The sequence below is a fragment of the Streptomyces sp. B21-083 genome (genome assembly GCF_036898825.1).
GTDB lineage: Bacteria > Actinomycetota > Actinomycetes > Streptomycetales > Streptomycetaceae > Streptomyces.
On sequence record NZ_JARUND010000001.1, the window covers coordinates 4,546,519 to 4,572,265 of the forward strand.

At 69.4% G+C, this 25,747-nt stretch carries 30 protein-coding genes; 10 read left to right on the top strand and 20 right to left on the bottom strand.

Annotation, left to right across the window (positions count from 1 at the left end):
* Positions 1 to 56: 56 nt before the first annotated feature.
* Complete coding sequence (locus QA861_RS20360) at positions 57 to 524, top strand: nuclear transport factor 2 family protein (protein WP_334589756.1); 468 nt, start codon at positions 57 to 59, stop codon at positions 522 to 524.
* Positions 521 to 1,087: a TetR/AcrR family transcriptional regulator gene (locus QA861_RS20365; protein WP_334589757.1), complete on the top strand. Its 567-nt coding sequence runs from the start codon at positions 521 to 523 to the stop codon at positions 1,085 to 1,087. Before QA861_RS20360 ends, QA861_RS20365 begins: the two co-directional genes overlap by 4 nt.
* A 17-nt stretch (positions 1,088 to 1,104) precedes the next feature.
* Here QA861_RS20365 and QA861_RS20370 read toward each other — a convergent pair whose 3' ends face one another.
* Positions 1,105 to 1,773, bottom strand: a complete 669-nt coding sequence (locus QA861_RS20370; protein ID WP_334589758.1) for an enoyl-CoA hydratase-related protein — start codon at positions 1,771 to 1,773, stop codon at positions 1,105 to 1,107.
* Positions 1,774 to 1,915: 142 nt separating this feature from the next.
* On the bottom strand, positions 1,916 to 3,376 hold the full coding sequence (gene rox, locus QA861_RS20375; RefSeq protein WP_334589759.1) for a rifampin monooxygenase: 1,461 nt from the start codon (positions 3,374 to 3,376) through the stop codon (positions 1,916 to 1,918).
* Positions 3,377 to 3,619: 243 nt separating this feature from the next.
* On the opposite strand from rox, the gene QA861_RS20380 reads away from it, so the two are divergent.
* The 3 genes from QA861_RS20380 to QA861_RS20390 all read left to right on the top strand — a co-directional run bounded on the left by QA861_RS20380 (position 3,620) and on the right by QA861_RS20390 (position 7,037).
* Positions 3,620 to 4,114, top strand: coding sequence for a helix-turn-helix transcriptional regulator (locus QA861_RS20380; RefSeq protein WP_334589760.1), 495 nt, complete (start codon positions 3,620 to 3,622; stop codon positions 4,112 to 4,114).
* Between the two features lie 10 nt (positions 4,115 to 4,124).
* Complete coding sequence (locus QA861_RS20385; RefSeq protein ID WP_334589761.1) at positions 4,125 to 4,535, top strand: VOC family protein; 411 nt, start codon at positions 4,125 to 4,127, stop codon at positions 4,533 to 4,535.
* A gap of 81 nt (positions 4,536 to 4,616) precedes the next feature.
* Positions 4,617 to 7,037 (top strand): ATP-binding cassette domain-containing protein, encoded by a 2,421-nt coding sequence (locus QA861_RS20390; protein WP_334589762.1) that lies wholly within the window; start codon positions 4,617 to 4,619, stop codon positions 7,035 to 7,037.
* Positions 7,038 to 7,235: 198 nt separating this feature from the next.
* Here the strand turns inward: QA861_RS20390 and QA861_RS20395 are convergent, their stop codons facing one another.
* From QA861_RS20395 to QA861_RS20410, 4 genes are all read right to left on the bottom strand, one after another.
* Positions 7,236 to 9,326 (bottom strand): HelD family protein, encoded by a 2,091-nt coding sequence (locus QA861_RS20395; protein ID WP_334589763.1) that lies wholly within the window; start codon positions 9,324 to 9,326, stop codon positions 7,236 to 7,238.
* 41 nt (positions 9,327 to 9,367) lie between these two features.
* Positions 9,368 to 10,030 (bottom strand): TetR family transcriptional regulator, encoded by a 663-nt coding sequence (locus QA861_RS20400; RefSeq protein ID WP_334589764.1) that lies wholly within the window; start codon positions 10,028 to 10,030, stop codon positions 9,368 to 9,370.
* A 65-nt stretch (positions 10,031 to 10,095) separates the two neighbouring features.
* Positions 10,096 to 12,294 carry a phosphotransferase family protein gene (locus QA861_RS20405; RefSeq protein ID WP_443041518.1) on the bottom strand — a complete coding sequence of 733 codons (2,199 nt, stop codon included), beginning with the start codon at positions 12,292 to 12,294 and terminating at the stop codon, positions 10,096 to 10,098.
* A 194-nt stretch (positions 12,295 to 12,488) separates the two neighbouring features.
* Positions 12,489 to 13,415: a winged helix-turn-helix domain-containing protein gene (locus QA861_RS20410; protein WP_443041519.1), complete on the bottom strand. Its 927-nt coding sequence runs from the start codon at positions 13,413 to 13,415 to the stop codon at positions 12,489 to 12,491.
* A gap of 147 nt (positions 13,416 to 13,562) precedes the next feature.
* On the opposite strand from QA861_RS20410, the gene QA861_RS20415 reads away from it, so the two are divergent.
* Positions 13,563 to 13,745: a hypothetical protein gene (locus tag QA861_RS20415; protein WP_334589766.1), complete on the top strand. Its 183-nt coding sequence runs from the start codon at positions 13,563 to 13,565 to the stop codon at positions 13,743 to 13,745.
* Here QA861_RS20415 and QA861_RS20420 read toward each other — a convergent pair.
* A complete protein-coding gene (locus tag QA861_RS20420; RefSeq protein ID WP_334589767.1) occupies positions 13,736 to 14,482 on the bottom strand; it encodes an HAD family hydrolase in 747 nt (248 codons plus the stop codon). The two genes, QA861_RS20415 and QA861_RS20420, sit on opposite strands and share 10 nt — an antisense overlap.
* A complete protein-coding gene (locus tag QA861_RS20425) occupies positions 14,482 to 15,360 on the bottom strand; it encodes a GntR family transcriptional regulator (protein WP_334589768.1) in 879 nt (292 codons plus the stop codon). The genes QA861_RS20420 and QA861_RS20425 overlap by 1 nt, the downstream gene beginning before the upstream one ends.
* A 177-nt stretch (positions 15,361 to 15,537) precedes the next feature.
* Between QA861_RS20425 and QA861_RS20430 the strand changes: the two genes are divergently transcribed.
* Positions 15,538 to 15,717 (top strand): hypothetical protein, encoded by a 180-nt coding sequence (locus tag QA861_RS20430; RefSeq protein WP_334589769.1) that lies wholly within the window; start codon positions 15,538 to 15,540, stop codon positions 15,715 to 15,717.
* Here QA861_RS20430 and QA861_RS20435 read toward each other — a convergent pair.
* The 3 genes from QA861_RS20435 to QA861_RS20445 all read right to left on the bottom strand — a co-directional run bounded on the left by QA861_RS20435 (position 15,707) and on the right by QA861_RS20445 (position 18,802).
* The gene (locus tag QA861_RS20435) at positions 15,707 to 16,591 is read right to left on the bottom strand and encodes a winged helix-turn-helix domain-containing protein (protein WP_334589770.1); all 885 of its coding nucleotides are present in this window, start codon (positions 16,589 to 16,591) and stop codon (positions 15,707 to 15,709) included. The two genes, QA861_RS20430 and QA861_RS20435, sit on opposite strands and share 11 nt — an antisense overlap.
* 201 nt (positions 16,592 to 16,792) lie before the next feature.
* Entirely contained in the window at positions 16,793 to 18,067 is a 1,275-nt protein-coding gene (locus QA861_RS20440) for a GNAT family N-acetyltransferase (RefSeq protein WP_334589771.1), read from the bottom strand.
* An 87-nt stretch (positions 18,068 to 18,154) separates the two neighbouring features.
* Positions 18,155 to 18,802 carry an RsiG family protein gene (locus QA861_RS20445; protein WP_334589772.1) on the bottom strand — a complete coding sequence of 216 codons (648 nt, stop codon included), beginning with the start codon at positions 18,800 to 18,802 and terminating at the stop codon, positions 18,155 to 18,157.
* 144 nt (positions 18,803 to 18,946) lie between these two features.
* On the opposite strand from QA861_RS20445, the gene dtd reads away from it, so the two are divergent.
* The gene (gene dtd / locus QA861_RS20450) at positions 18,947 to 19,372 is read left to right on the top strand and encodes a D-aminoacyl-tRNA deacylase (protein ID WP_334589773.1); all 426 of its coding nucleotides are present in this window, start codon (positions 18,947 to 18,949) and stop codon (positions 19,370 to 19,372) included.
* Between the two features lie 18 nt (positions 19,373 to 19,390).
* Here the strand turns inward: dtd and ygfZ are convergent, their stop codons facing one another.
* Genes ygfZ through QA861_RS20465 form a run of 3 tightly spaced genes read right to left on the bottom strand, consistent with a single transcriptional unit; the run spans position 19,391 to position 21,435 of the window.
* Entirely contained in the window at positions 19,391 to 20,356 is a 966-nt protein-coding gene (gene ygfZ, locus QA861_RS20455) for a CAF17-like 4Fe-4S cluster assembly/insertion protein YgfZ (protein ID WP_334589774.1), read from the bottom strand.
* Between the two features lie 22 nt (positions 20,357 to 20,378).
* Positions 20,379 to 20,843, bottom strand: a complete 465-nt coding sequence (locus tag QA861_RS20460; protein ID WP_334589775.1) for a Fur family transcriptional regulator — start codon at positions 20,841 to 20,843, stop codon at positions 20,379 to 20,381.
* 16 nt (positions 20,844 to 20,859) lie between these two features.
* Complete coding sequence (locus QA861_RS20465) at positions 20,860 to 21,435, bottom strand: heme-binding beta-barrel domain-containing protein (RefSeq protein ID WP_334589776.1); 576 nt, start codon at positions 21,433 to 21,435, stop codon at positions 20,860 to 20,862.
* 266 nt (positions 21,436 to 21,701) lie between these two features.
* Between QA861_RS20465 and QA861_RS20470 the strand changes: the two genes are divergently transcribed.
* Positions 21,702 to 22,064, top strand: coding sequence for a DsrE family protein (locus QA861_RS20470; RefSeq protein WP_334589777.1), 363 nt, complete (start codon positions 21,702 to 21,704; stop codon positions 22,062 to 22,064).
* Here the strand turns inward: QA861_RS20470 and QA861_RS20475 are convergent.
* Together QA861_RS20475 and QA861_RS20480 are read right to left on the bottom strand one after the other, a co-directional pair.
* Positions 22,058 to 22,342 carry a DUF397 domain-containing protein gene (locus QA861_RS20475; protein ID WP_334589778.1) on the bottom strand — a complete coding sequence of 95 codons (285 nt, stop codon included), beginning with the start codon at positions 22,340 to 22,342 and terminating at the stop codon, positions 22,058 to 22,060. The genes QA861_RS20470 and QA861_RS20475 overlap by 7 nt on opposite strands.
* On the bottom strand, positions 22,324 to 23,166 hold the full coding sequence (locus QA861_RS20480; RefSeq protein ID WP_334589779.1) for a helix-turn-helix domain-containing protein: 843 nt from the start codon (positions 23,164 to 23,166) through the stop codon (positions 22,324 to 22,326). The genes QA861_RS20475 and QA861_RS20480 overlap by 19 nt, the downstream gene beginning before the upstream one ends.
* 167 nt (positions 23,167 to 23,333) lie before the next feature.
* On the opposite strand from QA861_RS20480, the gene QA861_RS20485 reads away from it, so the two are divergent.
* Positions 23,334 to 23,729 carry a hypothetical protein gene (locus tag QA861_RS20485; protein ID WP_334589780.1) on the top strand — a complete coding sequence of 132 codons (396 nt, stop codon included), beginning with the start codon at positions 23,334 to 23,336 and terminating at the stop codon, positions 23,727 to 23,729.
* Positions 23,730 to 23,754: 25 nt separating this feature from the next.
* Here QA861_RS20485 and QA861_RS20490 read toward each other — a convergent pair whose 3' ends face one another.
* The 4 genes from QA861_RS20490 to QA861_RS20505 all read right to left on the bottom strand — a co-directional run bounded on the left by QA861_RS20490 (position 23,755) and on the right by QA861_RS20505 (position 25,713).
* Complete coding sequence (locus tag QA861_RS20490; RefSeq protein WP_334589781.1) at positions 23,755 to 24,138, bottom strand: VOC family protein; 384 nt, start codon at positions 24,136 to 24,138, stop codon at positions 23,755 to 23,757.
* 19 nt (positions 24,139 to 24,157) lie between these two features.
* A complete protein-coding gene (locus QA861_RS20495) occupies positions 24,158 to 24,418 on the bottom strand; it encodes a DUF3099 domain-containing protein (RefSeq protein WP_334589782.1) in 261 nt (86 codons plus the stop codon).
* A gap of 85 nt (positions 24,419 to 24,503) precedes the next feature.
* Positions 24,504 to 24,791 carry a DUF1416 domain-containing protein gene (locus QA861_RS20500; RefSeq protein WP_006376727.1) on the bottom strand — a complete coding sequence of 96 codons (288 nt, stop codon included), beginning with the start codon at positions 24,789 to 24,791 and terminating at the stop codon, positions 24,504 to 24,506.
* Between the two features lie 82 nt (positions 24,792 to 24,873).
* Entirely contained in the window at positions 24,874 to 25,713 is an 840-nt protein-coding gene (locus QA861_RS20505) for a sulfurtransferase (RefSeq protein ID WP_334589783.1), read from the bottom strand.
* Positions 25,714 to 25,747 lie beyond the last annotated feature (34 nt).

Here is a 25,747-nt window from a genome sequence, read left to right on the forward strand (position 1 = left end):
AAGTCACGCATGACTGCATGTTGCATCCACTTCTTACTAACTTGTAAGTTAGAAGCATGACTACGACGACTACGACCATGGCCGATACGGCCGCCACGGACCCCGCCGCTGTCGAGGACTTCTGTGCTCGGTGGGAGAAGGCGTGGAACGACCACGACGGGGACGCGGTGGCGGCGCTGTGTGCCGACCACCTCGTCTACGACGAACCCGCTCTGGGCGGGACGGCGTACGGGCCCGACTCCATCCGTCAGTTCGTGAACCACATGGCGGGGATGTTCCCGGACTACTCCTTCACCCGGATGGGGCTGTACGGCGAGGTCACTCGGCGCGCAGTGCTCGTCGCCTGGCGCTTCGGCGGCACCCTCGCGGGGACCGGTCACCGTGTCGAGTTCCACGGTGACGATCGCGTGGAGCTCGGCGAGGACGGCCTCATCCACGCCTACCGGTGCCTGTACGACTTCAAGGGCGTGCTGGACCAGATCCAGGCCGCCCCGGCGCCGGCCTCAGCCCCGGCCCCGGAGTGAGCAGGCCCGTCGCCGTGCGCAAGCCGGCGAGCGAGCGGCGTGCGGAGATCATGCGGGCCGCTGACGCCGAGTTCGCCGCGAACGGCCTGGCCGGGACCCGGCTGGAAGCCATCGCCGCGCGAGTCGGTGTCTCCCACCCGCGCATCGTGCAGATGTTCGGCTCCAAGCGCAGCCTGTTCCTCGACGTCACGCACGCCGCCTTCGACCAAATCGAGGCCGCCTTCGCCGATGCCGAGCCCTCGCTGACCGGGCTCGGCGACGCCTACCGGAGCCTGCTGCAGCGCGAGCCCACCATCGGCCTCGTGATGCTTCAGGGCTACGCGGCGGCGGCCGACGAGCCGGTGCGGGAGGCGGTCAGAGAGCGACAGCTGCGGCTCCAGGAGGCCATCGCCGGCCTGACGGGGGCGGACGCTATGCAGGTACGTACGTTCTTCGCCACCGGGCTGGTGTTCACCGTGTCCACGCTGCTCGAACTGCCCGACCAACGCGCCGACGCGGAATGGGGCGCCTGGCTCCTCAGGCTCGCCGCACCACCCGGCGACAGCGACAGCGACAGCGGCTGAAGGCTCGTACGGCTGTCTCAGCCGAAATTCGTGGCGTCGCGCAAGGTGGTCAGCACGGGCGCGTACATGCGGGCCTTGATGGTGCCGAGGGTGTCGCCGGCCTTGTTGACCTGGGATTGGGCCAGTTCTACGGCCGTGCTGCGGACGGCGTCCTCGGCGACGGCCTGGTCGACGATGCCCACTGCGGCGGCGTCGGCGCCGCCGTAGCGGTGGGCGGTGACCATGGCCCGGTGTGCGGCCTGCGGGGCCAGCCGGGCCTGGATGAGGGCCGCCATGCCGGGGGTGAAGGGGATGTCGATGTCCGCCTCGGGCAGGCACCAGTAGCCCCGGTCGGCGCGCATGACCCGGAAGTCATGGGCGAGGGAGAACATCGCGCCCGCCGCGAAGGTGTGGCCCTGCAGGGCGGCCACAGTGATCACGGGCAGGGACAGCACCCGCGCGAACAGCGCGTGGACGGAGACGACGTAGTCCTGGTACCGGTCGGCGTTCGCGAACAGCCATTCCAGGTCAAGGCCGTTGGAGTAGAACTTCCCCGTCGCCGCCGTCACCAGGGCGCGGGGCCCTTCGGCCTTCTCCACCTCGTCCAGGGCCGCACCGACGGACGCGAGCCAGTCGGGGTGGAAACGGTTCTCCCCGTCTCCGAGGTCGAGAACGAAGACGTTGTCCTGGCGGTCGAGCATGGGCATGGCGGCTTCCTCAGGGGCTTGGTCCGGCTGAGCCATCTACTTACTTGCCTGCTGTTACTTGCCTGCTGTCACTTACCTACTTGTCGGTAACTTATGGGGTGCGCCACGGAACGGCAAGCATCGACGACAAGCCGGCGCCCGCTCACCCCGCCGCGGCGCCGAACCACCTGGACAGCTGGCCCAGCAGCTCCCGCTGGTCCTCCCCCACCCACGCCACGTAACCGTCCGGCCGCAGCAGCGCGGCGGGCACGTCGAGCTTCTCCAGTTCCTCGCCGGTGTCGACGACATGGTCGACCCGGTCCGCCCAGCCGGTCACCGAGAGCCGGCCCGCGGGGTCGAGGAGCAGGCCCCGGCCGGCGCGAGTCAGCTCGTAGAGGCGCCCCTGCTTCAGGGTCACGTCCCGCATGCGTCGGCCGAGCAGGTCATGGCCCTCGCCGAAGTCGTAGCGGATGCCGATCCCGACGAGCTTCTCGATCAGGTGCCGCTTCACGTCCTCGAAGTCCATCAACTCCGACAGCAGTCGACGTACGGACCGCGGGCCCGGCTCGGAGGCCATCAGCAGCGTCTGCGCGCGGGTGCCGTCCAGTACGTCGGCGGCCACCTCGTGGCGTTCGGTGTGGTAGCTGTCCAGCAGCCCCTCCGGTGCCCAGCCGTTGATCTCGGCAGCCAGTTTCCAGCCGAGGTTGAACGCGTCCTGGATGCCCAGGTTGAGCCCCTGTCCGCCGACCGGCGGATGGATGTGCGCCGCGTCGCCGGCCAGCAGCACCCGGCCGGTGCGGTAGCGCTCGGCCAGCCGGGTGCCGTCGCCGAAGCGGGAGATCCAGTGCGCGGAGTGCACACCGAAGTCGGTACCGGCGTACGCCCGCAACTGCCGCTTGACCTCGTCGAGGGTCGGCGGGACCGAGCGGTCCTCGGTCACCCCGTCGGCGGGCACGACGACGCGGTACATCCCCTCGCCGCCCATGGGCCCGAGGCCGAACCACTTCTCGGTCTTGCGGACCTCGGCCACCACGGCGGCCACCGTCTGCTGCGGTACACCCACCCTCATCTCACCCAACAGCGCCTCCTGGCGGGTGGGTTCGCCGGGGAAACCGACGCCGAGCAGCTTGCGTACCGTGCTGCGGCCACCGTCGCAGCCGACCAGGAAGCGCGAGCGCAGCCGGGTGCCGTCGGCCAGCTCCGCGGTCACCCCGTCGTCGTCCTGGCTCAGCCCGACCAGCTCGCGGGAACGCCGGATCTCGACGCCGACCTCGACGGCGTGCTCGTACAGCAGCCGGTCGATGATGGTCTGCGGGATACCGAGTACGTAGGGATGCGCGGTGTCCAGCCGGTCCGGCGCGGGCTTCTCGATCGCGGCGAAGAATCCGCCGCCCACCGGATACTGCTTGCCGTGGGCGAGGAACCGCTCCAGCAAGCCCCGCTGGTCCATCACCTCGATGCTGCGCACATGCATACCGAGCGAGCGGACGACCGGCGTCGGCTCGGCGTCCCTTTCCAGCACGACCACGCGTACGCCGTGCAGCCGCAGCTCGGCGGCCAGCATCAGGCCGGTGGGTCCGGCGCCGGCCACGATCACGTCCGCCTGGAAACCCGTGTCCATCATGAAACCCCCATTTCGGCAGCCCTCGATTACCGCGATGCCCGCGATTCCCGCGATTTCCGCAGGTCCGGGCTGCCTCGGCCGACGATTCTGCGGCACGACGGGGGTCTTGCCGCAAGCCCCCCACTGCGCTATAGCTTGAGAGTGGCAAGGAGTGCTGGACGACCTCCTTGCCTTTTCGTTTGGCTTTTCGTTTGGCTTTTCGCCGCCAGGACCGGCCCCGTACCCCGGTGGTACCGTCGTTGAATGGACCCGCAGGAGCTCGCCAACCTCGCGCATCTGCGTCGGGCCCGGGATCTGATCGACCGGGAGTACGCGCGTCCGCTCGACGTCCCGACGATGGCCAGGCACGCGCTGATGTCACCGGCGCACTTTTCCCGCCGGTTCCGGGCGACCTACGGCGAGACGCCGTACAGCTATCTCATGACCCGCCGGATCGAACGGGCGATGACGCTGCTCCGCGCCGGTATGAGCGTGACCGACGCGTGTATGACGGTCGGCTGTACCTCGCTGGGCTCGTTCAGCTCACGGTTCACCGAGATCGTCGGTCTGACGCCGAGCGCGTACCGCGGCCGGGAGCACGACGCCGTGACGGCGATGCCCACCTGCGTGGCCAAGGTGCAGACCCGGCCGAGCAGAAACGGCCCTGGTGCGGAGGCGTCGAGCGTCGGCACACCGACCGGGGACGTGAAGAACGTACCGAGCAGGATTCGAGAAGCGGGCCGCACGGCCGCCGCCTAGCGTTGTCGGCATGGACATCGCACTGCACTACTCCCACATCACCGTCAACGACCCCGACGAGGCGCTCGGCTTCTACCGCGACGCACTCGGCTTCGAGGTCCGCAACGACGTCGCGTCCGGCGAACACCGCTGGGTCACCCTCGGCAGCCCCGCGCAGCCGGACCTCGAAATCGTCCTCTCCGAACCGCACGCGGGCCGTTCCGCGGCCGACGGCGACGCTTTGCAGGAACTGCTCACCAAGGGCGTCATGCCGTCGCTGGTCTTCCGCACCGACGACCTCGACGGCATGTTCGAGAAGGTACGGGCCTCCGGCGCCGAGGTTCTCCAGGAGCCCATGGACCAGCCGTGGGGCCCGCGCGACTGCGCGTTCCGTGACCCCTCGGGCAACCTGGTACGGATCTCGCAGAAGCCGAAGGGCTAGCCGGCCCCTCGGGAGCAGCCCGCGCCGGACCCTGGCGGCACAGCCCGCCCGACAGACGGAACAGAAGGAGACGGAGACCCGATGAGCAGGACCCCGAGGTCGGACTCGCAGCCGCCCGCCGAGCCGCACGGTGCCGACATCCACGATCTGATCCGTGTGCACGGCGCGCGCGAGAACAACCTCAAGGACGTCAGCATCGAGCTGCCGAAGCGTCGGCTGACGGTGTTCACCGGTGTCTCCGGCTCGGGCAAGAGTTCGCTGGTGTTCGACACGATCGCGGCGGAGTCACAGCGGCTGATCAACGAGACGTACAGCGCGTTCGTCCAGGGGTTCATGCCGACGCTGGCGCGGCCCGAGGTCGACGTACTCGAAGGGCTGACGACGGCGATCATCGTCGACCAGCAGCGGCTCGGTGCCGACCCGCGCTCCACGGTCGGCACCGCCACCGACGCCAACGCGATGCTGCGCATCCTGTTCAGCCGGCTGGGGAAGCCGCACATCGGGCCGCCGAGCGCGTACTCCTTCAACACGGCGTCGGTCCGGGCGAGCGGCGGGATCACCGTCGAACGCGGTGCCGAGAAGACGAAGACCGTCAAGGCGACCTTCAACCGCACCGGCGGTATGTGCACGCGCTGCGAGGGCCGGGGCGCCGTCTCCGACATCGACCTCACCCAGCTCTACGACGACTCCAAGTCGATCGCCGAGGGCGCGTTCACCATCCCCGGCTGGAAGTCCGACAGCCAGTGGACCGTGCAGCTCTACGCCCAGTCGGGCTTCCTCGACCCGGACAAACCGATCCGCGACTTCAGCAAGAAGGAGATGCGGGACTTCCTCTACGGCGAGCCGACGAAGATCAAGGTCAACGGCGTCAACCTCACCTACGAGGGGCTGATCCCCAAGATCCAGAAGTCGTTCCTGTCCAAGGACAAGGAGGCTCTGCAGCCGCACATCCGGGCGTTCGTGGAGCGGGCGGTCACCTTCGCCACCTGCCCGGACTGCGAGGGCACGCGGCTCAGCGAGGGGGCCCGGTCGTCGAAGATCGGGAAGATCAGCATCGGTGACGCCTGCGCGATGGAGATCCGGGACCTGGCCGAGTGGGTCCGGGGGCTCAAGGACTCCTCGGTCACGCCGCTGCTCACCGCGCTCCAGCACACGCTGGACTCGTTCGTGGAGATCGGCCTCGGCTATCTCGCGCTCGACCGCGCCTCGGGCACCCTGTCGGGCGGTGAGGCGCAGCGCGTCAAGATGATCCGCCACCTCGGGTCGGCCCTCACCGACATCACGTACGTGTTCGACGAGCCGACGATCGGCCTGCACCCGCATGACATCCAGCGCATGAACGACCTGCTGCTGCGGCTGCGCGACAAGGGCAACACGGTGCTGGTCGTGGAGCACAAGCCCGAGGTGATCGCGATCGCCGACCATGTCGTCGACCTGGGTCCCGGCGCCGGTACGGCGGGCGGCACGGTCTGCTTCGAGGGCACGGTGGAGGGGCTGCGGACCGGCGGCACGGTCACCGGCCGCCACTTCGACGACCGGGCCACCCTCAAGGCGCCGGAGACGCTACGCAAGGCCACCGGCACGCTGCCGATCCGTGGCGCGACGAAGCACAACCTCCAGGGCGTCGACGTCGACATCCCGCTCGGGGTGCTGTGTGTCGTGACCGGGGTCGCCGGGTCCGGCAAGAGCTCGCTCATCCACGGGTCGCTGGTCGAGACGCGGGGTGCCGTCGACGGGGGTGTGGTGGCGGTCGACCAGACCCCGATCCGCGGCTCCCGGCGGAGCAACCCGGCGACGTACACCGGGCTGCTCGACCCGATCCGTACGGCGTTCGCCAAGGCCAACGGGGTCAAGCCGGCGCTGTTCAGCGCCAACTCCGAGGGTGCCTGCCCCACCTGCAACGGTGCCGGTGTCATCTACACCGACCTGGCGATGATGGCGGGCGTGGCCACGACCTGCGAGGACTGCGAGGGGAAGCGGTTCCAGCCGGCGGTCCTCGAGTACCGGCTCGGCGGCCGGGACATCAGCGAGGTGCTGGCCATGTCGGTGACGGAGGCGGAGGAGTTCTTCGGCGCGGGCGACGCCCGTACGCCGGCCGCGCACCGCGTCCTGGACCGGCTCGCGGACGTCGGCCTCGGCTATCTCAGCCTCGGCCAGCCCCTCACCACCCTGTCCGGCGGCGAACGCCAACGCCTCAAGCTGGCCACGCACATGGGCGACAAGGGCGGCGTGTACGTCCTCGACGAACCGACGACCGGCCTCCACCTCGCCGACGTCGAACACCTCCTCAGCCTGCTCGACCGGCTGGTCGACTCGGGCAAGTCGGTCATCGTCGTGGAACACCACCAGGCGGTCATGGCCCACGCCGACTGGATCATCGACCTCGGCCCCGGCGCGGGCCACGACGGCGGCCGCATCGTCTTCGAGGGGACCCCGACAGACCTGGTGGCATCCCGCAGCACCCTGACGGGGGAGCATCTCGCGGGGTACGTGCGGGCCTGAGTGGGGGGCCCGGGGGTAGCTGCTCGCCGAGGGGTGCCACGGGTCGCGATAGCTCGATCGTGTGATCGTCCGCTCGCGGGCTTGCTGCGTCCCGGGCTGATCGGCCTGACCTGGCTGCGCGACCTGGGACACGGGGTACGGCGTCAGCGTGCGGGGCCCCCGCTTCTTCCGATCGGGCCGTGAGCCACCGCTCCCCCCTCAGAACGGCAACGCCCGCCCGTGCACGACCTCCAGTCGTGACACCGCTCGGGTCAGCACCACGTACAGCCGGTGCAGTCCCCGACCGGTAGCGCCCTCAGCTTCCACGATTGCCGCCGGTTCCACCACGACCACGTGGTCCCACTCCAGGCCCTTCACCGCCTTCGCCGGCAGGACCGCGACCCTTCCCCCGCTCAGCGTCACCCCCGCCGCAGCCAAAGCCTCCCGGACAGTGGTCACCTCACCCTCCGCCGCCACGACCCCCACCGACCCCTCCCCGGCCAGTGCCCGGCGTACCGCTGCGACCACCTCCCCGGCGATGTCGGTCGCCTTCACCACCCTCAACTCCCCGTCGCCGCGCAGGGATCGGGCCGGTGGTACCGGTACGTCCAGGTGGGCCAGGAGTCGGTTGGCGAAGGCGACCACCGTCCGTGGTACCCGGAATCCGACGGTCAGGGGGATCACCGTGGCGTCGGGTTTGCCCAGGTGGGCGAGGAGGGGCTGCCAGGCTCGTGCCGCCCACGGTGTGGTGCCCTGTGCCAGGTCACCCAGGACCGTCAGCGAGCCGTACGGCACCCGGCGTGCGATCGCCCTGCACTCCATCGGGGAGAGGTCCTGCGCCTCGTCGATCACGACATGACCGTATCCCTCGGGGTGTTCGATCAGGCCGGCGACCTCATCGAGGAGGACCAGGTCGGCGGCCGACCAGCGCGCCGACTTGCCGGACCTCGGCGGGCGGGCCCAGTGCACCGCCCGCTGCTCCTCCTCGCCCAGGAGTCCCTCGGCGGCTCGCGCCAACACCCCCTCGTCCGACAGGAGTTCGGCCACCACCTCCGCCGGACGCACCCTCGGCCACACCGCCTCCACGTACGCCCCGATCGGCCGCGCCCGCTCGACGCGCCGCACCCAGGCGTTCGTCTGCGGCCCCGCCCGCCGTTCCGCCTCCCGCTGGACGCGGTGCACGATCCGGGTCCGTACGCGCTCGCGCCCCACGGCGTACGGCGGATCCTCGGCCCGTACGCCCGTCACGATCCGCGCCAGTTCCGCCGCCGGGATCCGCCAGCGGTACGAATCGTCCTTCACCTCAAGGGAGTTGGCCTGGCCCATTGCCTCTTCGGTCGCCACCCGTGCGTACAGTGCCCGGCGCAGCACCTCCGCCATCCGCGCGTCGTGCTTCACGACGGCGGCCCGTTCGTCGTCCTCGGCGCGCACCGGATGGCCCGCGATCTCGTCCGAGACGGTCGACTGCCGGACGCCCGTCTCGCCGAGGGCGGGCAGCACCTCCGAGATGTACGAGAGAAACGTGCGGTTGGGTCCGAGGATCAACAGGCCGCCGCGCTGCACGCGTTGGGGGTAGGTGTAGAGAAGGTAGGCGGCCCGGTGCAGCCCGACGGCCGTCTTGCCGGTGCCGGGGGCGCCCTGCACGCACACGGAGACGCCGAGGCCCGCCCGTACGAGGTCGTCCTGTTCGGGCTGGATCGTCGCCGCGATGTCCCGCATCGGTCCGACCCGGGGCCGCGCGATCTCCCGCGCGACCAGACCGTCCGCGCCGCCCGCCAACTCCCTCTCTCCTGAGCCCACTTCCCCCGCGTCGGGTTCCGTCGCCTCCTCGTCCAGGTGCTCGTCCTCCAGGCCGGTGAGGTCGGCCGAGTCGCCCGTGCTGCCGGGCGCCCAGCCGAACCGGCGCCGTACGGCCACGCCCTGCGGGTCGCGGGCGCTCGCCTGGTAGAAGGCCCGGGAGACGGGGGCACGCCAGTCCACGACGAGCGGCGGGCGCGTCGGGTGCTCGCTGATGCGCAGGCGCCCGACGTGGTAGCTCGCGCCGCTGTGATCGCCGCCCCGGTCGCCATCGGCGAAGTCCAGCCGGCCGAAGAACAGGGGCCCTTCGGGCAGTTCGCCCAGCTCCTTCGCCTTGCTGCGGAGCTGGTACCCGAGCACCTCCGCGTCCGCCCCTGAGGCGGAGACGTCCGCGCCGGTGACGACGTGTTCCCGGGCGCCGTCGATCATCGCGGCGAGTGCGGCGCGGCAGGTGTCGTGATGGGCGCGTTCGCGGCGCAGGGAGTCGTGGAGCGGGGAGTCGGGTGGCGTCATTCCAGCCAGCCTACCGAAATAACGTAACCGGGTTACATATTTTACTCGGTCGCGTTGCTCACATCCTGTGCCGATTCCCGCACCGCTGCCGACCGGAGCCACGGCAGCACCGCCTCCAGCTGCCCGAACGCCTCCTCCGCCGCCGCGACCGCGTCCCCGCGCACCGCCTCCACCGGCTCCCCCGCCGCGATCCGCCGCCAGTTCTCCTGCGCGAGAATCCGCTGTACGGCGATGATCTGGCCGGCCGCGAGCCGGGCCGCCAGGGTGTCGCCGAGGGCGGCGGCGAGTACGGCCTCCGATCGCTGCTGGTACTCGTACGCCCGTGCGACCAGCGACGGGGTGCCGTAGAGCAGCCGGTGGAAGGCGAGCACCGCCGGGGCGCCGTTGAGGCCGGTGACCGGGTCCTCGCGGCTCAGCCCGTCGAGGAAGTGCCTACGGAGCGCATCGACCGGAGACGCGCCGGACTCGGCCGCCCGCACCACCCGGGCCGCCTCGTCCTCGTGGTCCGCGAAGCGGTGCAGGACGAGGTCCTCCTTGGCCGGGAAGTACCGGAACAGCGTCGGCTTGGAGATCCCGGCCGCCGCGGCGACCTCCGCGACGGAGACCGCGTCGAAGCCCTTCGCGAGGAAGAGCCCGATCGCGACGTCGGACACATTCTGGTAAGTCTGCTGCTTCTTGCGCTCGCGCAGCCCGGTTCCTGCCATGGGAGCGAGGGTACGCACTCCCTGCCACCGGAAGCGGACCCGCCCACCGCGCGCGGCCCTCCCGGCTAGCTCAGCGCGAGCGCCAGATAGGGATTCCCCGTGGACCGGGTCGGCAGGCCGAGCGCGGCCGTGGCCGACGCGAGCGTCATCGCGTACGAGTCGACCGCCCGGCGGACGTTCGGGGCGTCCAGACCGGTGCCGGTGACCAGCCGGTCCAGGTCGATGTAGGCGGACCGGACGATCTCGATGTCCCGGTACACGCGCCAGTCCCGCCGCCAGTTGTCGGTGTACTTCGGCGCCAACAGGCTCTCCCAGCGCCGGAACATGCGGTCCCGGATCTCCGACCGGGTCGGCGTGAGGTGCATGTGCCGTACCAGGTCGTAGAGCGGGTCACCGACGACCGCCATCTCCCAGTCGATGATGGTCAGCACCAGGGAGTCGTCACGACGGACGAGGTTCCACGGGTTCAGGTCACCGTGCAGCAGCACCGGCTCGCGTTCGCTCACCACGTGCCGGCTCAGGATCTGCCGCAGCCGGTCGGCGTCGGGCAGCCCGACCACCCTCGCCAGCTGCTGCGACTCCCTCGGCAAATCCCGTACCAGAATGACGAGTTGCTCACTCAGCCAGCCGTGGAAACCGCCTTCGCCCGCCGCCGGGTCGAGCGCGTGGTAGTCCACGCCCGTCAGCGCGCCGAGCTGGTCGACGAGCGCGTCCGCCTCGTGCGGCAGCAGGCCGTTCACCGGATGGCTCGGCGGCTGGTCGATGTCGCGCCGACCCGCGTACGTGTGTACGGCGAAGCGTTCCGCCCGGTAGCCGCGGCCCAGCGCGAGGACCCTCGGCGCCGCCACCGCGACGGACGACCGTTCGATGGCCTGGAGCACGGCGTGTTCGCTGAGGAAGCTCGGGAACTCGCGCCTGCAGGCCTTCGGCACCTGACGCCGGACGACCACGGGAAAGTCGACCCCCGCGACCCAGACCACCGAGTTGAGGTGCGCTGTTCCCTTGTGCACCCGGTGGGCCGGCGCCGCGCCCTCCTCCAGCAGCGCGCGGTGCACATCGGCGCGGGAGAACTCGGGATGCTCCTGGACCCGGTCGTCCGGCGACCAGTGGACGTCGTCCGCGCCCCGCCACCGGCCCGTCTTCTTCTTGTCCTCCCGCGATGCCTGCCGCCGGAAGAGGATGCGCTCGATCTCGTCCGAGCCCGGCACGCTGCCGAGCCCCAGCGGCCCCGCCGCCGCCTCCAGAGCGCCGAGCACGGACGCCGTCGCCTCGTCCAGGCTCTTCTGGTCGAACGTGTCCTCCAGGGACTGCGCGGCCCGCATGACGTCCGGGAAGACGGACTGCGCCCGCTCGAAGTCCACGTAGTGGCGAAGGTCCTTGGCCAGACCCCTGACGGCAGCGGGGCGGACCCGTCGCATGGCCTCCGCCCAGGCGTCGATCACGTCGTTCCACTGGTACGCGGGGTACTGCATGCGCACGAGGTGCGTCGCGAGGTCGTGGAGGGGATCGCCGTAGGTCGCCAGTTCCCAGTCGACGCAGATGAGGGGCGGGTCGCCGTCGTAGGAAACGATCAGGTTGTCGCGGTGCAGGTCCGCGTGGAGCAGGTTGTGGGGCCGCCGCGTCATGGCCGGCACCCGTTCGGCCAAACGGGTGAGGGCGTCCTCAGGGATGCCGAGCGCCTTGAACAACCCGCCGAAAGCGGGCCAGTTGCGTCGGCGGATCTGGCGGTCGGCCAGATGGGCGAGCGCCCGCAGAAAACCTTGACTGTCCGTGAGGTTGCGGGGCCAGGCCTGGGGCAGGGGCGGCAGAGCCCCTCGGCGCACCTGGGTCATCTGGGCCAGCAGGTCGGCCAGCGCCTTCATGAGGAGGGTGTCGACGGGCTTGCCGTTGCCGCAGATGCTGGAGAGCGGCACGCCTTCCACATAGCTGTGGACAGTGAAGCCGTCCCCCTCCAGCAGGCACTCCGGCACATGCGGCAGCACGCCGTGCACGGCGTCGAGGATGCGCGCCTCGTCCCGCCAGGTGCGGATCACCACGGGCAGCGCCGCCTCGCGCCGGATCCGGACGGTGACCGGCGTACCGACCGCCAGGCCGACCTTCCGCGCCACGTCCTGCGTCAGGGGCAGGACGTAGTTCTGGTTGTGGTGGCCGCTGCTCGCCTTGCCCGCTACCGCGGCGCGTGCCACGAACGCCTCCACGGCGTCCGGCGAACCACCGCCGACGCACTCCCCTGTCACGGAACGGGGAACGGGGGGTGCGCCCACTGGCTGCTCCGGGACTCGCGCGAGGATGGATGGTGCGGCAAAACGGTGGTCTCAGGTGATGCTCCGCGCGACCGGAGTGACAACGGAGCGGACACACGGATGGTCTGCCACTCTGTTGCGTCAGGTCGCCGAGGTTGGCCTGTTTGCCATCCATACGCACGAACGCGAGCTGTTGCTCACACGGTGCGGGCATGCTAGCGCACGGTTCCGGACTCCTCGGAAAGCAGGCCCCAGACCGAGTCGAACCAGTTCTGCATGCTCTCAACAAAGGTGGAGCCCGGCGAGTTCGGGTCACCGTCCCGTACATGGTGCGTCAGCGTCGCACCCAGGCCCAGGACGTCGAGGGCCTCGACCGTCTTCCGCTTGTCCACCACCACCGGACGCCGGATCACCGCGTACATGCCGTGGAGCGCTTCGTCGCCGTTGATCAGGTAGAGCTTGAAGGCCGGGGTCAGCGGCGCGTGCCGGACCTGCAGGTCGATCTGCGGGACCAGCTTCTCGGCCGTCAGCTCCGCCAGTACTCCGCGCAGTGAATCGGTGTGACGGCCGGTGATGTCGCGGAGCCGGTTGCGCAGGAGCGGGTCGTCCTTCGGGTCGATCCCCCTCGGGTAGGGCAGGGACTCCGTGTCGGACGGCAGCAGCATGCGCAGTGCGATGCGCTGCGGGACGATGACCTTGGCCCTGATCCGTTCCGCCTGGAGACGGATGTGCGCGTCCAGGGTCTCGGACGTCAACGTGTAGACGTCCAGGGTGACTTCGGGCTGTTCGAACGCCTCGCTGATGAGCGGCCCCAGCGTCACGGCCTGACGCGACCTGGTGGCCCTGGCCGTCGAGGACTGGATGCGCTGCGTCTTGACGACCCGGGAGCCGCTGCCCTGCCGGGACTCGATCCAGCCCTCGTTGCGCAGCTCCCTCAGAACACGCTGGACGGTGTCACGGGAGACCCCGAACTCGGCGGCGAGGTCTCGCTGTGGGGGCATCAGGGATCCCAGCGGGTACTCCCCGCCCGTCATCCGGTGCCGCAGCTCGTCGGCCACCCGGTCGAACTCCCTGCCGCCGCCGTCAGTGGCCTGCTGCCCGCCCTCGTGTCCCACACTCCGACCGTACCGCTTCCGGTCCATTTCCAAACAGATACCAGTCAACTTAACCATCAACTACCAACCCGGTTAAGGGATCAACAACACCGGGCAGACCACATTTACGTCAACCAGTCCAATTGGAAAGCGAGTTGACCGCTTCACGCAAAGTGGAAGGTAGAGGTGAGGAGAATGGTCCTTTTCCAAGCAGCCCTGGCACTGGGCGAGTTCCTGCTGGGACGGCTGGCCCAGTCAAGACTCGGGATGCTGGGCCTGCTGCTCATGGCGGCGGTCGCCGTGGGCATCCGGGCGCGCCACGCCGGTCTGGCCGTCGGCGCGGCAGTGGTGTTCACCCTGCTGATGACTCAGGCCTGACCGCGCAGCAGCTTCAGTACGGGCTCCAGCGAGCCCACGATCACCTCGGCACCCGCGTCCCGCAGCAGCTTCTCCTTGGGTTCGTTACGCGCGTAGCCGAGGAACGGAACACCGGCCTCCCGTGCGGCCAGGTAGTCCGAGGGGGTGTCGCCGATCATGAGCGCGGACGCCGGAGCCGCCCCCATCGCGTTCAGCGCCTGGTTGAGACAGTGCGGGTGGGGCTTGAGATGGCTCAGCTCCTGCGTGCGGCCGTAGATGTGCGGGGTGAAGCACGCGGTCAGACCGCGGCTCGCCAGATACTCGCGGACGACGAGCGGGGAGTTGTTCGTGGCGACCGCGAGCCGGGAGCCCACCGCCGCCCAGGTGCGGATCAGCGGATCGGCGTAGGGGGTGGGCATCGCCAGGCTCGTGGCCCGGAGTTCCTCCTGGGTGAGACGTTTCTCCAGCTCGTCCACCAGGTCACTCCCCGGATGCCGGCGGTCGACGGCACGCAGCACGACGTGCGGATCCAGAGACTCGCGTTCCTCCTCCGTCAACAGACCGTGCAGTCCCCGCCCTTCGAGCCACTCGACGAGGTCGATCGCCACGCGTTGCGCCGAATGGCCGGCGAACAGGGCGCAGATGGGTCCGTCGAAGTCCCAGAGCACGACGCGCGCGCGGGCGACCGCTTCCCGCAGGTCGTCGATCACGGAGTCGTCCTCGGTCGCCAGTTCGGTCTGTGTCGTATCTGAAGTCACTAGGAGAGTGTCAGGTCCGTCGTGATGGTTTCCCAGAGGGCGTCGAACCACTTCTGGGATTGCTCGACGAACGCCGTGTCCCGTTCGCCCGCACCCTTGCCGAACGGGAAGAGCAGCGACTCGGCGCCCAGGGTGTCGTACATGTCGAGCGTCCCGCTCTCCATCGGCTCCTCGCGGCGGGCGATCATGTAGTACGCGAGCAGCGCCTCCGTCCCGTTGAGCAGGTACAGCTTCACCGGTGGGGTGAACGGCAGTGCGCGGAACGTCACATGTACGTCGATGCCGTGCGACGAGCGCAGGGCCAGCAGGTTGTGGCGGAGCACATGGCCCTGGGCGTTGCGCTGGGCGAGCCACCGCTGGTGGACCGGGTCGTCCTCGCTGCGGCCTTCGACAGGGACCGGGAAGGCCAGCGTGATGTCCCGGGACGGCAGCAGGATGCGTACGTCGATCGACTTCGGGCGGATGCGGCCCTCGTGGACCAGCCGGACCGATTCGCCTACGGCCAGCATCAGGGTCTCCGCGGTGAGGCAGGCGGCGTCGACTCGGACGTGCGGGGCCGAGAACGCCTCCGTCAGTCGCGGCGCCAGCCCCACCATCGTCGGCTGGGGGCCCTCCCGGGGCGGGATCGCCTCGGCGACGCGCGGCGGGCTGCCCTTGCCGCCGTTGGTGAGCAGTCGCTCGGCGTGCAGGATGCGCAACGCCTCCCGTACGGCACCTCGCTCGACGCCGAACTCCTCGGCCAGGTCGGCCTGGGTGGGCAGCCGTTCGCCGGGTCGTAGATCGCCGGTGCGGATGCGGTCACGCAGGGCGGTTGCGATCTCCTGGGGCGACTGTCTTCTGCTGCCGTTCACTGTCCCGTTCTCCTGAGTCACGACCAAACGCTACAACTCCAACCCATCTTTGGGGAGTTGTTCGAAAGTTGTTTATGAGTAGTGCCCAAGTGGGGACAACTTAATCAGAGTTGGCTACCAACTTGGTGAAGTTGGCAGAAGTTCCGCTTTCTGTCCGCCATCTCTGTGACACCTCTCCGGACACGCCCTGAAGGAGGACCCACCATGCCCGCCATCGCTCTCCTCGCCGCCGTCTTCATCACCGGCTTCCAGCAGTTCGTCGGCTGGCAGTACGGAACCTCCGGCGTCGTCGGACTGACACTGCTCACCATAGGCATCAAGGCCAGAAACCCGACCATCAGCTCCATCGGAGCCGTCGTGCTCGCCCTGCTGGTCACGGGGTGAGCACCAGCTCCGAACTGATCGTCTCCCACAGTGCGTCGAACCACAGGTGCGACTGCTCCACGAACGTCGTGTCGCGCAGGCCGGCGCCCCGCTCGAACGCGAACAGCATCGACCTGACACCCTCGGCGTCGTACATCTCCACCTGCTCGTGGTCGATCTCCGCCTCGCTCCTCGTCAGCGTGTAGTACGCGAAGAGCGCCTCCGTCCCGTTGAGCAGGTACAGCTTCACCGGTGGCGTGAACGGCAGGGCCCGGAAGGAGACGCGCACATCGATACCGTGCGTGCCGCGCAGGGCCAGCAGGTTGTGCCGGAGCACCTGGCCCTGGGCGTTGCGGTGGGTCAGCCAGCGGCGCTGCAGCCGGCCGGTGGCCGAGGCCCCGGCCGGGGAGCCGTCCGCGAGTTCCACCGGCGCCGGGAACGCGAGGTCGATGTCCCGGCTCGGCAGCAGCACCCGGACGTCGATCCTGGCCGGATTCAGCCGTCCGGCGTGGATCTGGCGCAGCGGCTCCCCGATGGCGAGGGTGAGCGAGACGGACGTCAGACAGAGGGCGTCGATCTTCACATGCGGCACCGCGAAGGCGTCCGCGATACGGGGCGCGAGGGCGACTGTGGTGGGCAGCGGCGGGGCGGCGGGGCCGGTCGGCACCGGTCCGGGAGTGGAAGCGACCGTCGCGGGACTCCCCTTGCTGACGTTGGTCAGCAGCCGCTCGGTGTGCAGGATGCGCAGCGCCTCCCGTACGGCACCTCGCTCGACGCCGAACTCCTGGGCCAGCCTGGCCTGGGTGGGCATGCGCTGACCCGGCCGCAGCTCACCGGACCTGATCCGGGTGCGCAGGGCGTCGGCCACGTCACGGTGTGACGTCTGAGGCTCCACATCCAAACACTACAACTTCTTGCCATCTATGTGCAGTTCAAGTGAAGGTGGTTATGAGGCGCCCCCAAGTGGAGATAAGTACAGTGAAGTTGGTGACCAACTTCTACAACATGGTGAAACCTTCCACAGGTTGGCGACCGAACTCTCTTCCGGAGGGGAGCCTGGAGCTCGGCGGCCGACACGACCGGAAACGAGGTCGGATCAGAAGATGTCCGGGCACCACGGCCGCCTGGACGTACGCAGCAGGGCGTCGGCCACACGGGCGGCGCCCGCTCGTTCCTCCCGCACCCTGCCCAGCGCGACCAGCCGCACCGCCGACTCGTCACCGAGCCACAGCGCCGCCAACTCCCGTACATCCAAGGTGAGTTCAGCAGCGTCACGAACACCGGGCGTGCACGATCCGACGCCCTGCGACGACACCTCCAGCCGGTACCGTCCCCCGGCGAACCCTGCCTCGTCGACGACCTCCAGGACGAGGCCTCGACCGCCCGTACCCCCTTCGTGGCCGTCGTACGGACGCGCCTCCAAGGCCCGTACGACATCCAGGAGCCGCACCCACAACCAGTCCGCGTGCGTGGTGAGCCTGGCCGCCCGCGGGTCCGGCAGGAAGAAGGGGAGCAGGTCGTCCGGGGCGCGCCAGCCGGTCTTGACCTTCGTGATCCAGTCGATCGAGCAGAGGTACTGCCACAGGGCACGCTCGGCGCCCGGCGTCGCGGCGATCAGCCAGTTGACGTCGGCGGTGTCGTGCGGCTGCTTGGCTTCCCACTTGTCGTCGGCCTCGTACGAGACAAGCCCGTCGACCTCCCCGTCCGGCGACCGGTGGACGGCGTAGAAGGGCTCGTCCCAGGACCCCCCGTACCGCACCACGCCGGTGTTGACCTGCCACCAGCGCTCGTCACGGCTGACGGCACCCGGCTGCTGCCTGGCGAGCCGCGCGTGCAGCTCGGGCCCCAGCTTGCGTACGTCCGCCGCGTCGACGAGGTCGATACGGCCGCCGTCCGCAGGGCCCGCCCAGCGGGGGTCGAGACCGGTGCGCGGGACGTCGATCGTCCACTCGGAGGTCGAGGTGGCGGGCCCGAAGCCGTAACGTCCGTAGATCGGGTACTCGGCGGCGATCAGCGTGGCGACGACGTCCCCGCGCTCCTTCGCGGCGGCGAGGTCCCGCGCCATCATGCGGGTGAGGATGCCCCGGCGGCGGTGGGTCGGCGACACGGTGACGTTCGAGATGGCGTCGGCGGGGACGGACACGCCGCCGCCGACGCTCAGTTCCTGCGGGAACGAGCGGAACGTCGCCACGCATCGTTCGCCGTCGTAGGCGCCGAGGGAACGCCCCGGCCGGAACGCCCCGCGGTTCGCCTCCAGGTCCACGTCGGTGACCTCGGGCGACCGGAGGAACCCGGTACGCAGGGCCCGAACCCACTCCCGGAGTCCGTCCTCGTTGACGGTGCGTATGTCGATCTCGGCACGGGGGGTCATGGGGCCAGGCTAGGGGGAGGGGGTGGAGGGTGTCGCGCGGATTTTTCTCGCCCCGCCGCCCTTACCCGTCCCGCCCCTGGGGGCACCTCAGATCAGCAGGTCCTCCACCTGTGCCTCGCCCTCCCGGTACCGCCGGGCGATCTCCCCGCTGCAGTCGTCCGCCGTCCGCTGCAACCCCTGCCGCCGCTGGGAGACCTGCTGCTCGTACCCCACGAGCCGGCCCATCGCCGCCGTCAGCTCCGGGTCCGTCCGCGCGGCCAGGTCCGACAGCTCCACCTCGGCGAGCATCTCGGCCGCGAGCTGCCCGTACTCCTCGCTGTGCGGCGTCTGCAGGGTCACGTGCCGCGCCGACGACCGGTGCCGGGCCGGGGCGTCCGTCAGGATCTCCGACAGCCGCTCGACGACCGACCCCTCCCCCACCGCGACCACGGACGTGGGCCCGCGCCGCGCCAGTTCCGCCCGCAGGATGTCGATGCGCCCCTGCAGCATCCGCCGTACGTAACTGAGGTCGGCCTCGTCTCGCTGGGCGTCCCGGCGCAGGGCGCGCAGCTCGGACAGCCGCAGCACGGTGAGGTCGTGGCCGGGCGGCGCGGGAGCCAGCAGCGAACTGATCGACGTGACCGGAGCGACCGGAACGGCCGGAGTGGCCGGAGTGGCCGGAGTGGCCGGGCCTGCGTTGCGCTGCGCGGGCGGCCGGGCGGCCGTATGAGGCCGCCCGGTACTCGGTGTGGTCATGTGCCTATACCGTCCCCTCGACAGGCGAATGGGAGCATCGTGCCACCCCAAGTGGCCGCTATGTGACCGAGTGCCCCCGAACGGCCCCAGATAGGGGCTTAAGGATCAAAAAGAATCCCTCCAACGGCACGGCATGATGGGCGTATGCGTGCAGTGGTGCAGAGAGTGGACGGCGCGAGCGTCGTCGTGGACGGTGAGGTGACCGGCGAGATCGCGGGCGAGGGCCTGTGCGTCCTCGTCGGGGTCACACACGAGGACACCAAGGAGAAGGCGGCCCAACTGGCCCGCAAACTCTGGTCGATTCGCATGCTGGCGGACGAGAAGTCGTGCTCCGACATCGACGCCCCGCTGCTCGTCATCAGCCAGTTCACCCTGTACGGCGACGCCCGCAAGGGCCGCCGCCCCACCTGGAACGCGGCGGCCCCGGGCGACGTCGCCGAACCGCTCGTCGACGAGGTGGTCGCCCAACTCCGGTCCCTGGGCGCGACGGTGGCGACGGGCCGCTTCGGCGCCCAGATGCGGGTGACCCTGACGAACGACGGCCCGTTCACCGTGCTCCTGGAGATGTGAACGGGAAATCGGGATTGACTACGGCTCGACCACGACCTCCTGTGCGGCGGCCGTCGTGTCGGCGACCAGCCGCGCGTCCACCGCCACGTTCCGCTTCACCAGCGCGAGCGCGACCGGCCCCAGCTCGTGATGCCGTACGGACGTCGTGATGAACCCGATCTTGCGCCCGTCGGGTCCGTCGTCCGCGAGCCGCAGTTCCGTGCCGGCCGGCGGCAGATGGACCTCGCTGCCGTCCAGGTGCAGGAAGACGAGCCGACGCGGCGGCTTCCCCAGGTTCTGGACCCGGGCGACCGTCTCCTGGCCCCGGTAGCAGCCCTTCTGCAGATGCACCGCCGTGCCGATCCAGCCCAGCTCGTGCGGGATGGTCCGGTGGTCGGTCTCGAAGCCGAGCCGCGGCCGGTGCTGCTCGACCCGCAGCGCCTCGTACGCCAGCAGCCCCGCCGCCGGCCCGGCCTTCTCGGCGTACGACTCCAGCTCGTCCCGGGGAAGGAACAGATCACGCCCGTACGGGGTCTCGCGTACGGCGACGCCGTCAGGGACCTCCGCGATGGCGCCCGCGGGGAGGTGGACGACCGCGAACTCGTCCGTCCGGTCGGCGACCTCGACCCGGTAGAAGAACTTCATCGACTCCAGGTAGGCGATCAGCGCCTCCTGCGTTCCCGGCTCCACATGGGCCCAGGTGGTCGTGCCGTCGTCGACCAGATACAGCGCGTGCTCGATGTGACCGTGCGCGGACAGCACCAGCGCCTCGGTGGCCTGGCCGACGGGCAGGTCACTGACGTGCTGGGTGAGCAGCAGATGCAGCCAGCTCAGCCGGTCGTCGCCGGTGACGGTGAGCACGCCGCGGTGGGAGAGGTCGACGAAGCCGACGCCCTCGGCGAGCGCACGCTGCTCGCGGAACAGTTCGCCGTAGTGGCCGGCGACACCTTCGTCCACACCCTCGGCGGAAACGGCGCCGGGCAGGGACAGCAGAGGGCTCTTCATACGCACAAGCCTACGACGAGGCTTACGACTCGGTAGTTGAAGCCTTGAGGTCCTTGACGTCGTCGCTGCTCTTGGCCGAGCAGTCCTTGCAGCGGCCGAAGATCGCGAAGTGCTTCATGTCGGTCTCGAACCCGAAGTCCTCACGCAGCTTGGCGGTGAAGTCGGCGGCGACGGCGACATCCGTCTCGATCACGTTGTCGCAGTCGCGGCAGACGAGATGGATGTGGTGGTGCCGGTCGGCCAGGTGGTACGTGGGCGCACCGTGCCCGAGGTGGGCATGGCTGACCAGCCGCAGCTCCTCCAGCAGCTCCAGGGTCCGGTAGACCGTGGAGATGTTGACCCCCGACGCCGTCTTCCGCACTTCCACGAGGATGTCGTCGGGTGTCGCGTGCTCAAGGGTGTCCACGGCTTCGAGGACAAGCTGGCGCTGCGGGGTCAGCCGGTAACCGCGCTGTCGCAGATCACTTTTCCAGTCGGTGCTCACCACACCGCCCAGTCTAGGTCTACTTGAAGAATGCGATCCCGTCGTCCGGCATGTCGTCCGGCAGGGCCTTCGCCCAGCGTTCGACGTCGTCCGGGGTGACGACCTTCTTCAGGTGCGCCGACATGTACGGGCGCAGCTCGACGTCCGGGGTCTGCTTCTCGCCGACCCACATCAGGTCGCTGTGCACGTACCCGTAGAGCCGCTTGCCGCCGGTGTACGGCCCCGAGGCCGCCGTCCGTGCCACGGCGTCGGTCACGATGTCGATCTGCGGCTTCTTGGCGGCCAGCTCGCCGTACCAGACCTCGACGACGCCGTCCTGGCGGACCATGACGACCTCGACCTTGCGGTCGGCGTCGATGCGCCAGTAGCCGGACTCGGACTCCAGGGGCCTGACCTTGTTGCCGTCGGCGTCCAGCACCCACGAGTGGGAGTGGTACTCCAGGAAGTCACGTCCGTCGTGCGTGAAGGTGACCTCCTGCCCGAAGTTGCACTTCTCGTCACCGGGGAAGTCATAGACCCCCGCGCCGGCCCACTCGCCGAGCAGGAAGACGAGAGGCACAAGGTCCTTGTGCAGGTCGGACGGGATCTCGATCATGAGCGACGGTTCCTGTGATTCCTGGTGTGATTCCTGGAGACGGTGGTCAGCGCTGGCCCTGGTACAGCTTCTTCACCGTCAGACCCGCGAAGGCGAGAACGCCGACGGCGACCAGAACAAGCAGGGCTTCGAAGAATGCCTCAAGCACGGGGTGCTCCTCGGACGATCGGTTGTGTGCACAAGAGCCGGGCCCAAGCTTACGCGGCCGGGGCCCGGCTCTCTCGGCCAGGTCTGCGCCCGGCGCCGGCCCCGCCTACGATGCGCCCATGGCGAAGAAGCTCGTGATCAAGGTGACAGCTGGGGCCGACGCCCCCGAGCGCTGCTCGCAGGCGTTCACGGTGGCGGCGGTGGCCGTGGCCAGTGGGGTCGAGGTGTCCCTGTGGCTGACCGGGGAGTCGGCGTGGTTCGCCCTGCCGGGCCGGGCCGCCGAGTTCGAGCTGCCGCACGCGGCGCCGCTGCCCGACCTGATCGACTCGGTCCTCGCGGCGGGCCGCCTCACCCTGTGCACACAGTGCGCGGCACGGCGGGACATCACGGAGAAGGACGTCATCGAGGGCGTACGGATCGCGGGCGCCCAGGTGTTCGTCCAGGAGGCGATGACGGACGGGACGCAGGCGCTCGTCTACTGAACCCCGGCGCCCTTGACCGCCCCGACGAACGCCGACCAGGCGCCGGCCTCGATGAGGAGGGCGCCCCGGGCGGGGTCCTTGCTGTCACGGACGGGGACGATGGAGGGGAGGTTGTCGGCGAACTCGACGCACGCGCCGCCGTCCTGGTTGCTGTAGCTGCTCTTACGCCAGGCGGCAGCGCTGAGAAGGTCGTCGGAGACCTCGATGCACGCGCCGCCTTCCGAGTTGCTGTAGCTGCTCTTGCGCCACGTCACGCTGCTCAGGTCGATGGCTCGCATGAGACTTCCTCCAACATCCGCCTGATGAACTTCCGCGATTCGCCCGGCGATAGGGCCAAATCGCGTACCAGATCGTATCGGAGCTGAAGCCGTTCGACGTCTGTAGTTTCCTGGACCAGTTCGCCCGAGTATCCCGTCTCCACCCAGGCCACCGTGCGGCCGTCTACGCCCCGCAGGAACATGGCGTCGGTGTTCGTCAGTCCATGGAGCCCGGCGGACAGAGGCACCACGTGAAGGGTGACGTTGTTGCGCTGCTCCATGAGCAGCAGGTGCTCCAATTGCTCGCGCCACTGGGTGACATCCAGCAAAGGTGTCCGCAACACAGCTTCGGAGAGGATCGTGCGGAACCGTGGAGCACCGTCCGCCAACAGCACCGCGCGGCGGCCGATACGCGCCTCGACCTGTACCTCCAGCGCGTCCCCGTCGAGCCCGCCTGCCGCGAGCAACTCACGTGCGTACCCTGTGGTTTGCAGCAGGCCATGCACGATATCGCCCCCGTAGTGCCAGAGACTGACCGCCTCGGCCTCCAGCGTCATGTACCGCCGATACCGCTCCTTGAACTGCGTCGGGTCCCCAACCGCCAGCTCCCACAAGGTGAGCACCAACCCACCCGTCCCGTAATGCTGATCCAGCGCCTGAGCCACCTCCGGGCTCCCCAGAGTCGCCCCGCTCTCCAACTTGCCGAACAGGGACGCGTCCCACCCGAGCACTTCCGCGAGCTGCCGCAGGCTCTCCCCGCGCTCGGCCCGGAGTAACCGCAGCTCCTCCGCGAACCGTCGCCTGGGCTCCTGGCTCCGCCCGGTGATCACCCTTCTCGACGGCATCGCACTCCTCCTGTGGAAGTTATGGAACTTGCGCCTCCAGGCGCCGAACAACCGCCGGTCAGCGGCGTTTTGACGTCATGGATGGGCCATGCTCACCCTGAACCCGAATACGCAGAGTAGTACAAACACCGCATTCCGTATAGAAGTTGGATGAAAGGAACGGACCCATGACTACCGAGCCGACGACATCCTTCGAGCCCGGCACGCTGGTCCACGACCCGGACACGGACAGAGTGGGCGAGTACCGGGCCACCGCGGGCCCGTACGCGATGCTGCGCCCCCTCGGCGGTGGCCGCGAGTGGCAGGCGGACCCCACGTCGCTCCGCGTGGCCACGCCCGAGCAGCGGCTGAGCGCGGGCGTACGGGCCGCCAACGCACGTGCGGGACGGGCCACTTGGGGTTACCTGGACGTGGGTCGGCCGCCCCAGCCGGTGGCCGGCTGCGAGACGTGCGCCGAAGTGGCCGGGCTACGGAGGGCCGCGCAGGCGGAGTCGGACGCCAGCGCGGAGACCGACGCCGACGTCCTGATGCGCAGGCACCAGCGGGCGGAGCACTGCGCGTGACCTGCGCCCCCGCACGCGATGAGGCTCAGCCCGCTTCCGTCCACAGGCAGAACGGGTGGCCCGCCGGGTCCAGCAGGACTCGTACGTCGTCCTGGGGCTGGTGTTCGTGGAGCGTGGCGCCCTCCGACACCGCCCTCGCCGTCTCCCCCTCCAGGTCGTCGACCTCGATGTCCAGGTGGAGCATCATCTGCTGGTCACCGGGGGCCCGGGTCGGCCAGACCGGTGGGACGTACGCAGGTTCCGTCTGGAGTGCCAGGGAGACGCCCTCGGTGCCGGGCGGGGGGCCGATGAGGACCCAGTCGGGTTCCTCGCTGCGGATCTCGTAGGCGAGGAGGCGGACGTAGAAGCCGGCCAATTCGTGCGCGTCAGGCGCGTCCAGCACGACGGTGGACACTCTCGTACGCCCCACAGCTCCCCTTTCCGTCCCACTACTGTGGCCGTTTCTTGCCGTCCAGCTCGTCCCACCACTCGTCGGACTTCTGGTCGCCGGACGGGTCGTCCCACCAGCGGTCGTCCGGGCCTCGGCGGTTTGCGACGATCGCCGCCAGGGGCGGGATCACCATCGCCACCACGCACATTCCGACGGCCACCGGCATCGACCAGAGGCGTACGACTCCCCACGCCAGGACGAAGAGCGTGATGCAAGTGCCCATCATGGCGAAATACACGTGCCGGCGACGTGCGTACATACGTCCAGGGTATGTCCGTAGGTCCGTGCGCGACGAAGGGCCGTACTCCCGAGGAGTACGGCCCTTCGTCGAACTGTGCCTGCCGTCAGACGGCGATCGCGACCTCCGAGAGGCCGCCCGTCTCGGCGACGACCGTGCGGTCCGCCGTGCCGCCCGGGACGAGCGCGCGGACGGTCCAGGTGCCCTCGGCCGCGTAGAAGCGGAACTGTCCGGTCGCCGAGGTGGGGACCTCGGCGGTGAACTCGCCGGTCGAGTCCAGGAGGCGGACGTATCCGACGACCGGCTCGCCGTCGCGGGTCACCTGGCCCTGGATCGTGGTCTCACCGGGCTTGATCGTCGAGGCGTCCGGGCCGCCGGCCTTCGCTCCACACATGTCTTTTCTCCATCAGAGGTCTGACCGGAAGGAAGGCCGGTCGGGGTGTACGGGGTGCTCGCTTACCGGTCTACTACCGGTCCTACTTGTTGGCGCCGAGCTCGATCGGAACGCCGACCAGGGAGCCGTACTCGGTCCAGGAGCCGTCGTAGTTCTTGACGTTCTCCACGCCCAGCAGCTCGTGCAGGACGAACCAGGTGAGCGCGGAACGCTCACCGATACGGCAGTACGCGATGGTGTCCTTGGCGAGGTCGACCTGCTCGTCGGCGTAGAGCTCCTTGAGCTCGTCGTCCGACTTGAAGGTGCCGTCGTCGTTGGCGTTCTTCGACCACGGGATGTTGCGCGCGGACGGGACGTGACCCGGACGCTGCGACTGCTCCTGCGGAAGGTGGGCCGGGGCGAGCAGCTTGCCGCTGAACTCGTCGGGCGAGCGCACGTCGACCAGGTTCTGCGAGCCGATGGCCGCCACGACGTCGTCGCGGAAGGCGCGGATGGACTTGTTCTGCGGCTTGGCCTTGTACTCGGTGGCGGCCCGCTCCGGGACCTCCTCGACCAGCTCGCGGGCGTCCAGCTCCCACTTCTTGCGACCGCCGTCGAGCAGCTTGACGCTGTCGTGGCCGTACAGCTTGAAGTACCAATAGGCGTACGAGGCGAACCAGTTGTTGTTGCCGCCGTAGAGGACGACGAGGGTGTCGTTGCCGATGCCCTTCGCCGAGAGGAGCTTCTCGAAGCCCTCCTCGTCGATGAAGTCACGGCGTACCGGGTCCTGGAGATCCTTGGTCCAGTCGATCCGGACGGCGTTGCGGATGTGGTTCTTCTCGTAGGCGGACGTGTCCTCGTCCACCTCGACGATGGCGATGTCGGCGTTGTCGAGGTTGGCCTCGACCCAGTCGGCATCGACCAGGACGTCGCTGCGGCTCATGCTGTTTCTCCTCCGGGGCAGTTGCGGCGGGGTG

Excerpts from the sequence above, each read along its gene's own strand:
- QA861_RS20360 (WP_334589756.1), top strand. The coding sequence starts at position 57 with ATGACTACGACGACTACGACCATGGCCGATACGGCCGCCACGGACCCC.
- QA861_RS20370 (WP_334589758.1), bottom strand. The coding sequence starts at position 1,773 with ATGCCCATGCTCGACCGCCAGGACAACGTCTTCGTTCTCGACCTCGGA.
- rox (WP_334589759.1), bottom strand. The coding sequence starts at position 3,376 with ATGATGGACACGGGTTTCCAGGCGGACGTGATCGTGGCCGGCGCCGGA.
- QA861_RS20380 (WP_334589760.1), top strand. The coding sequence starts at position 3,620 with ATGGACCCGCAGGAGCTCGCCAACCTCGCGCATCTGCGTCGGGCCCGG.
- QA861_RS20385 (WP_334589761.1), top strand. The coding sequence starts at position 4,125 with ATGGACATCGCACTGCACTACTCCCACATCACCGTCAACGACCCCGAC.
- QA861_RS20390 (WP_334589762.1), top strand. The coding sequence starts at position 4,617 with ATGAGCAGGACCCCGAGGTCGGACTCGCAGCCGCCCGCCGAGCCGCAC.
- QA861_RS20395 (WP_334589763.1), bottom strand. The coding sequence starts at position 9,326 with ATGACGCCACCCGACTCCCCGCTCCACGACTCCCTGCGCCGCGAACGC.
- QA861_RS20400 (WP_334589764.1), bottom strand. The coding sequence starts at position 10,030 with ATGGCAGGAACCGGGCTGCGCGAGCGCAAGAAGCAGCAGACTTACCAG.
- QA861_RS20410 (WP_443041519.1), bottom strand. The coding sequence starts at position 13,415 with ATGGACCGGAAGCGGTACGGTCGGAGTGTGGGACACGAGGGCGGGCAG.
- QA861_RS20415 (WP_334589766.1), top strand. The coding sequence starts at position 13,563 with ATGGTCCTTTTCCAAGCAGCCCTGGCACTGGGCGAGTTCCTGCTGGGA.
- QA861_RS20430 (WP_334589769.1), top strand. The coding sequence starts at position 15,538 with ATGCCCGCCATCGCTCTCCTCGCCGCCGTCTTCATCACCGGCTTCCAG.
- QA861_RS20440 (WP_334589771.1), bottom strand. The coding sequence starts at position 18,067 with ATGACCCCCCGTGCCGAGATCGACATACGCACCGTCAACGAGGACGGA.
- QA861_RS20445 (WP_334589772.1), bottom strand. The coding sequence starts at position 18,802 with ATGACCACACCGAGTACCGGGCGGCCTCATACGGCCGCCCGGCCGCCC.
- dtd (WP_334589773.1), top strand. The coding sequence starts at position 18,947 with ATGCGTGCAGTGGTGCAGAGAGTGGACGGCGCGAGCGTCGTCGTGGAC.
- ygfZ (WP_334589774.1), bottom strand. The coding sequence starts at position 20,356 with ATGAAGAGCCCTCTGCTGTCCCTGCCCGGCGCCGTTTCCGCCGAGGGT.
- QA861_RS20465 (WP_334589776.1), bottom strand. The coding sequence starts at position 21,435 with ATGATCGAGATCCCGTCCGACCTGCACAAGGACCTTGTGCCTCTCGTC.
- QA861_RS20470 (WP_334589777.1), top strand. The coding sequence starts at position 21,702 with ATGGCGAAGAAGCTCGTGATCAAGGTGACAGCTGGGGCCGACGCCCCC.
- QA861_RS20475 (WP_334589778.1), bottom strand. The coding sequence starts at position 22,342 with ATGCGAGCCATCGACCTGAGCAGCGTGACGTGGCGCAAGAGCAGCTAC.
- QA861_RS20480 (WP_334589779.1), bottom strand. The coding sequence starts at position 23,166 with ATGCCGTCGAGAAGGGTGATCACCGGGCGGAGCCAGGAGCCCAGGCGA.
- QA861_RS20485 (WP_334589780.1), top strand. The coding sequence starts at position 23,334 with ATGACTACCGAGCCGACGACATCCTTCGAGCCCGGCACGCTGGTCCAC.
- QA861_RS20495 (WP_334589782.1), bottom strand. The coding sequence starts at position 24,418 with ATGTACGCACGTCGCCGGCACGTGTATTTCGCCATGATGGGCACTTGC.
- QA861_RS20500 (WP_006376727.1), bottom strand. The coding sequence starts at position 24,791 with ATGTGTGGAGCGAAGGCCGGCGGCCCGGACGCCTCGACGATCAAGCCC.
- QA861_RS20505 (WP_334589783.1), bottom strand. The coding sequence starts at position 25,713 with ATGAGCCGCAGCGACGTCCTGGTCGATGCCGACTGGGTCGAGGCCAAC.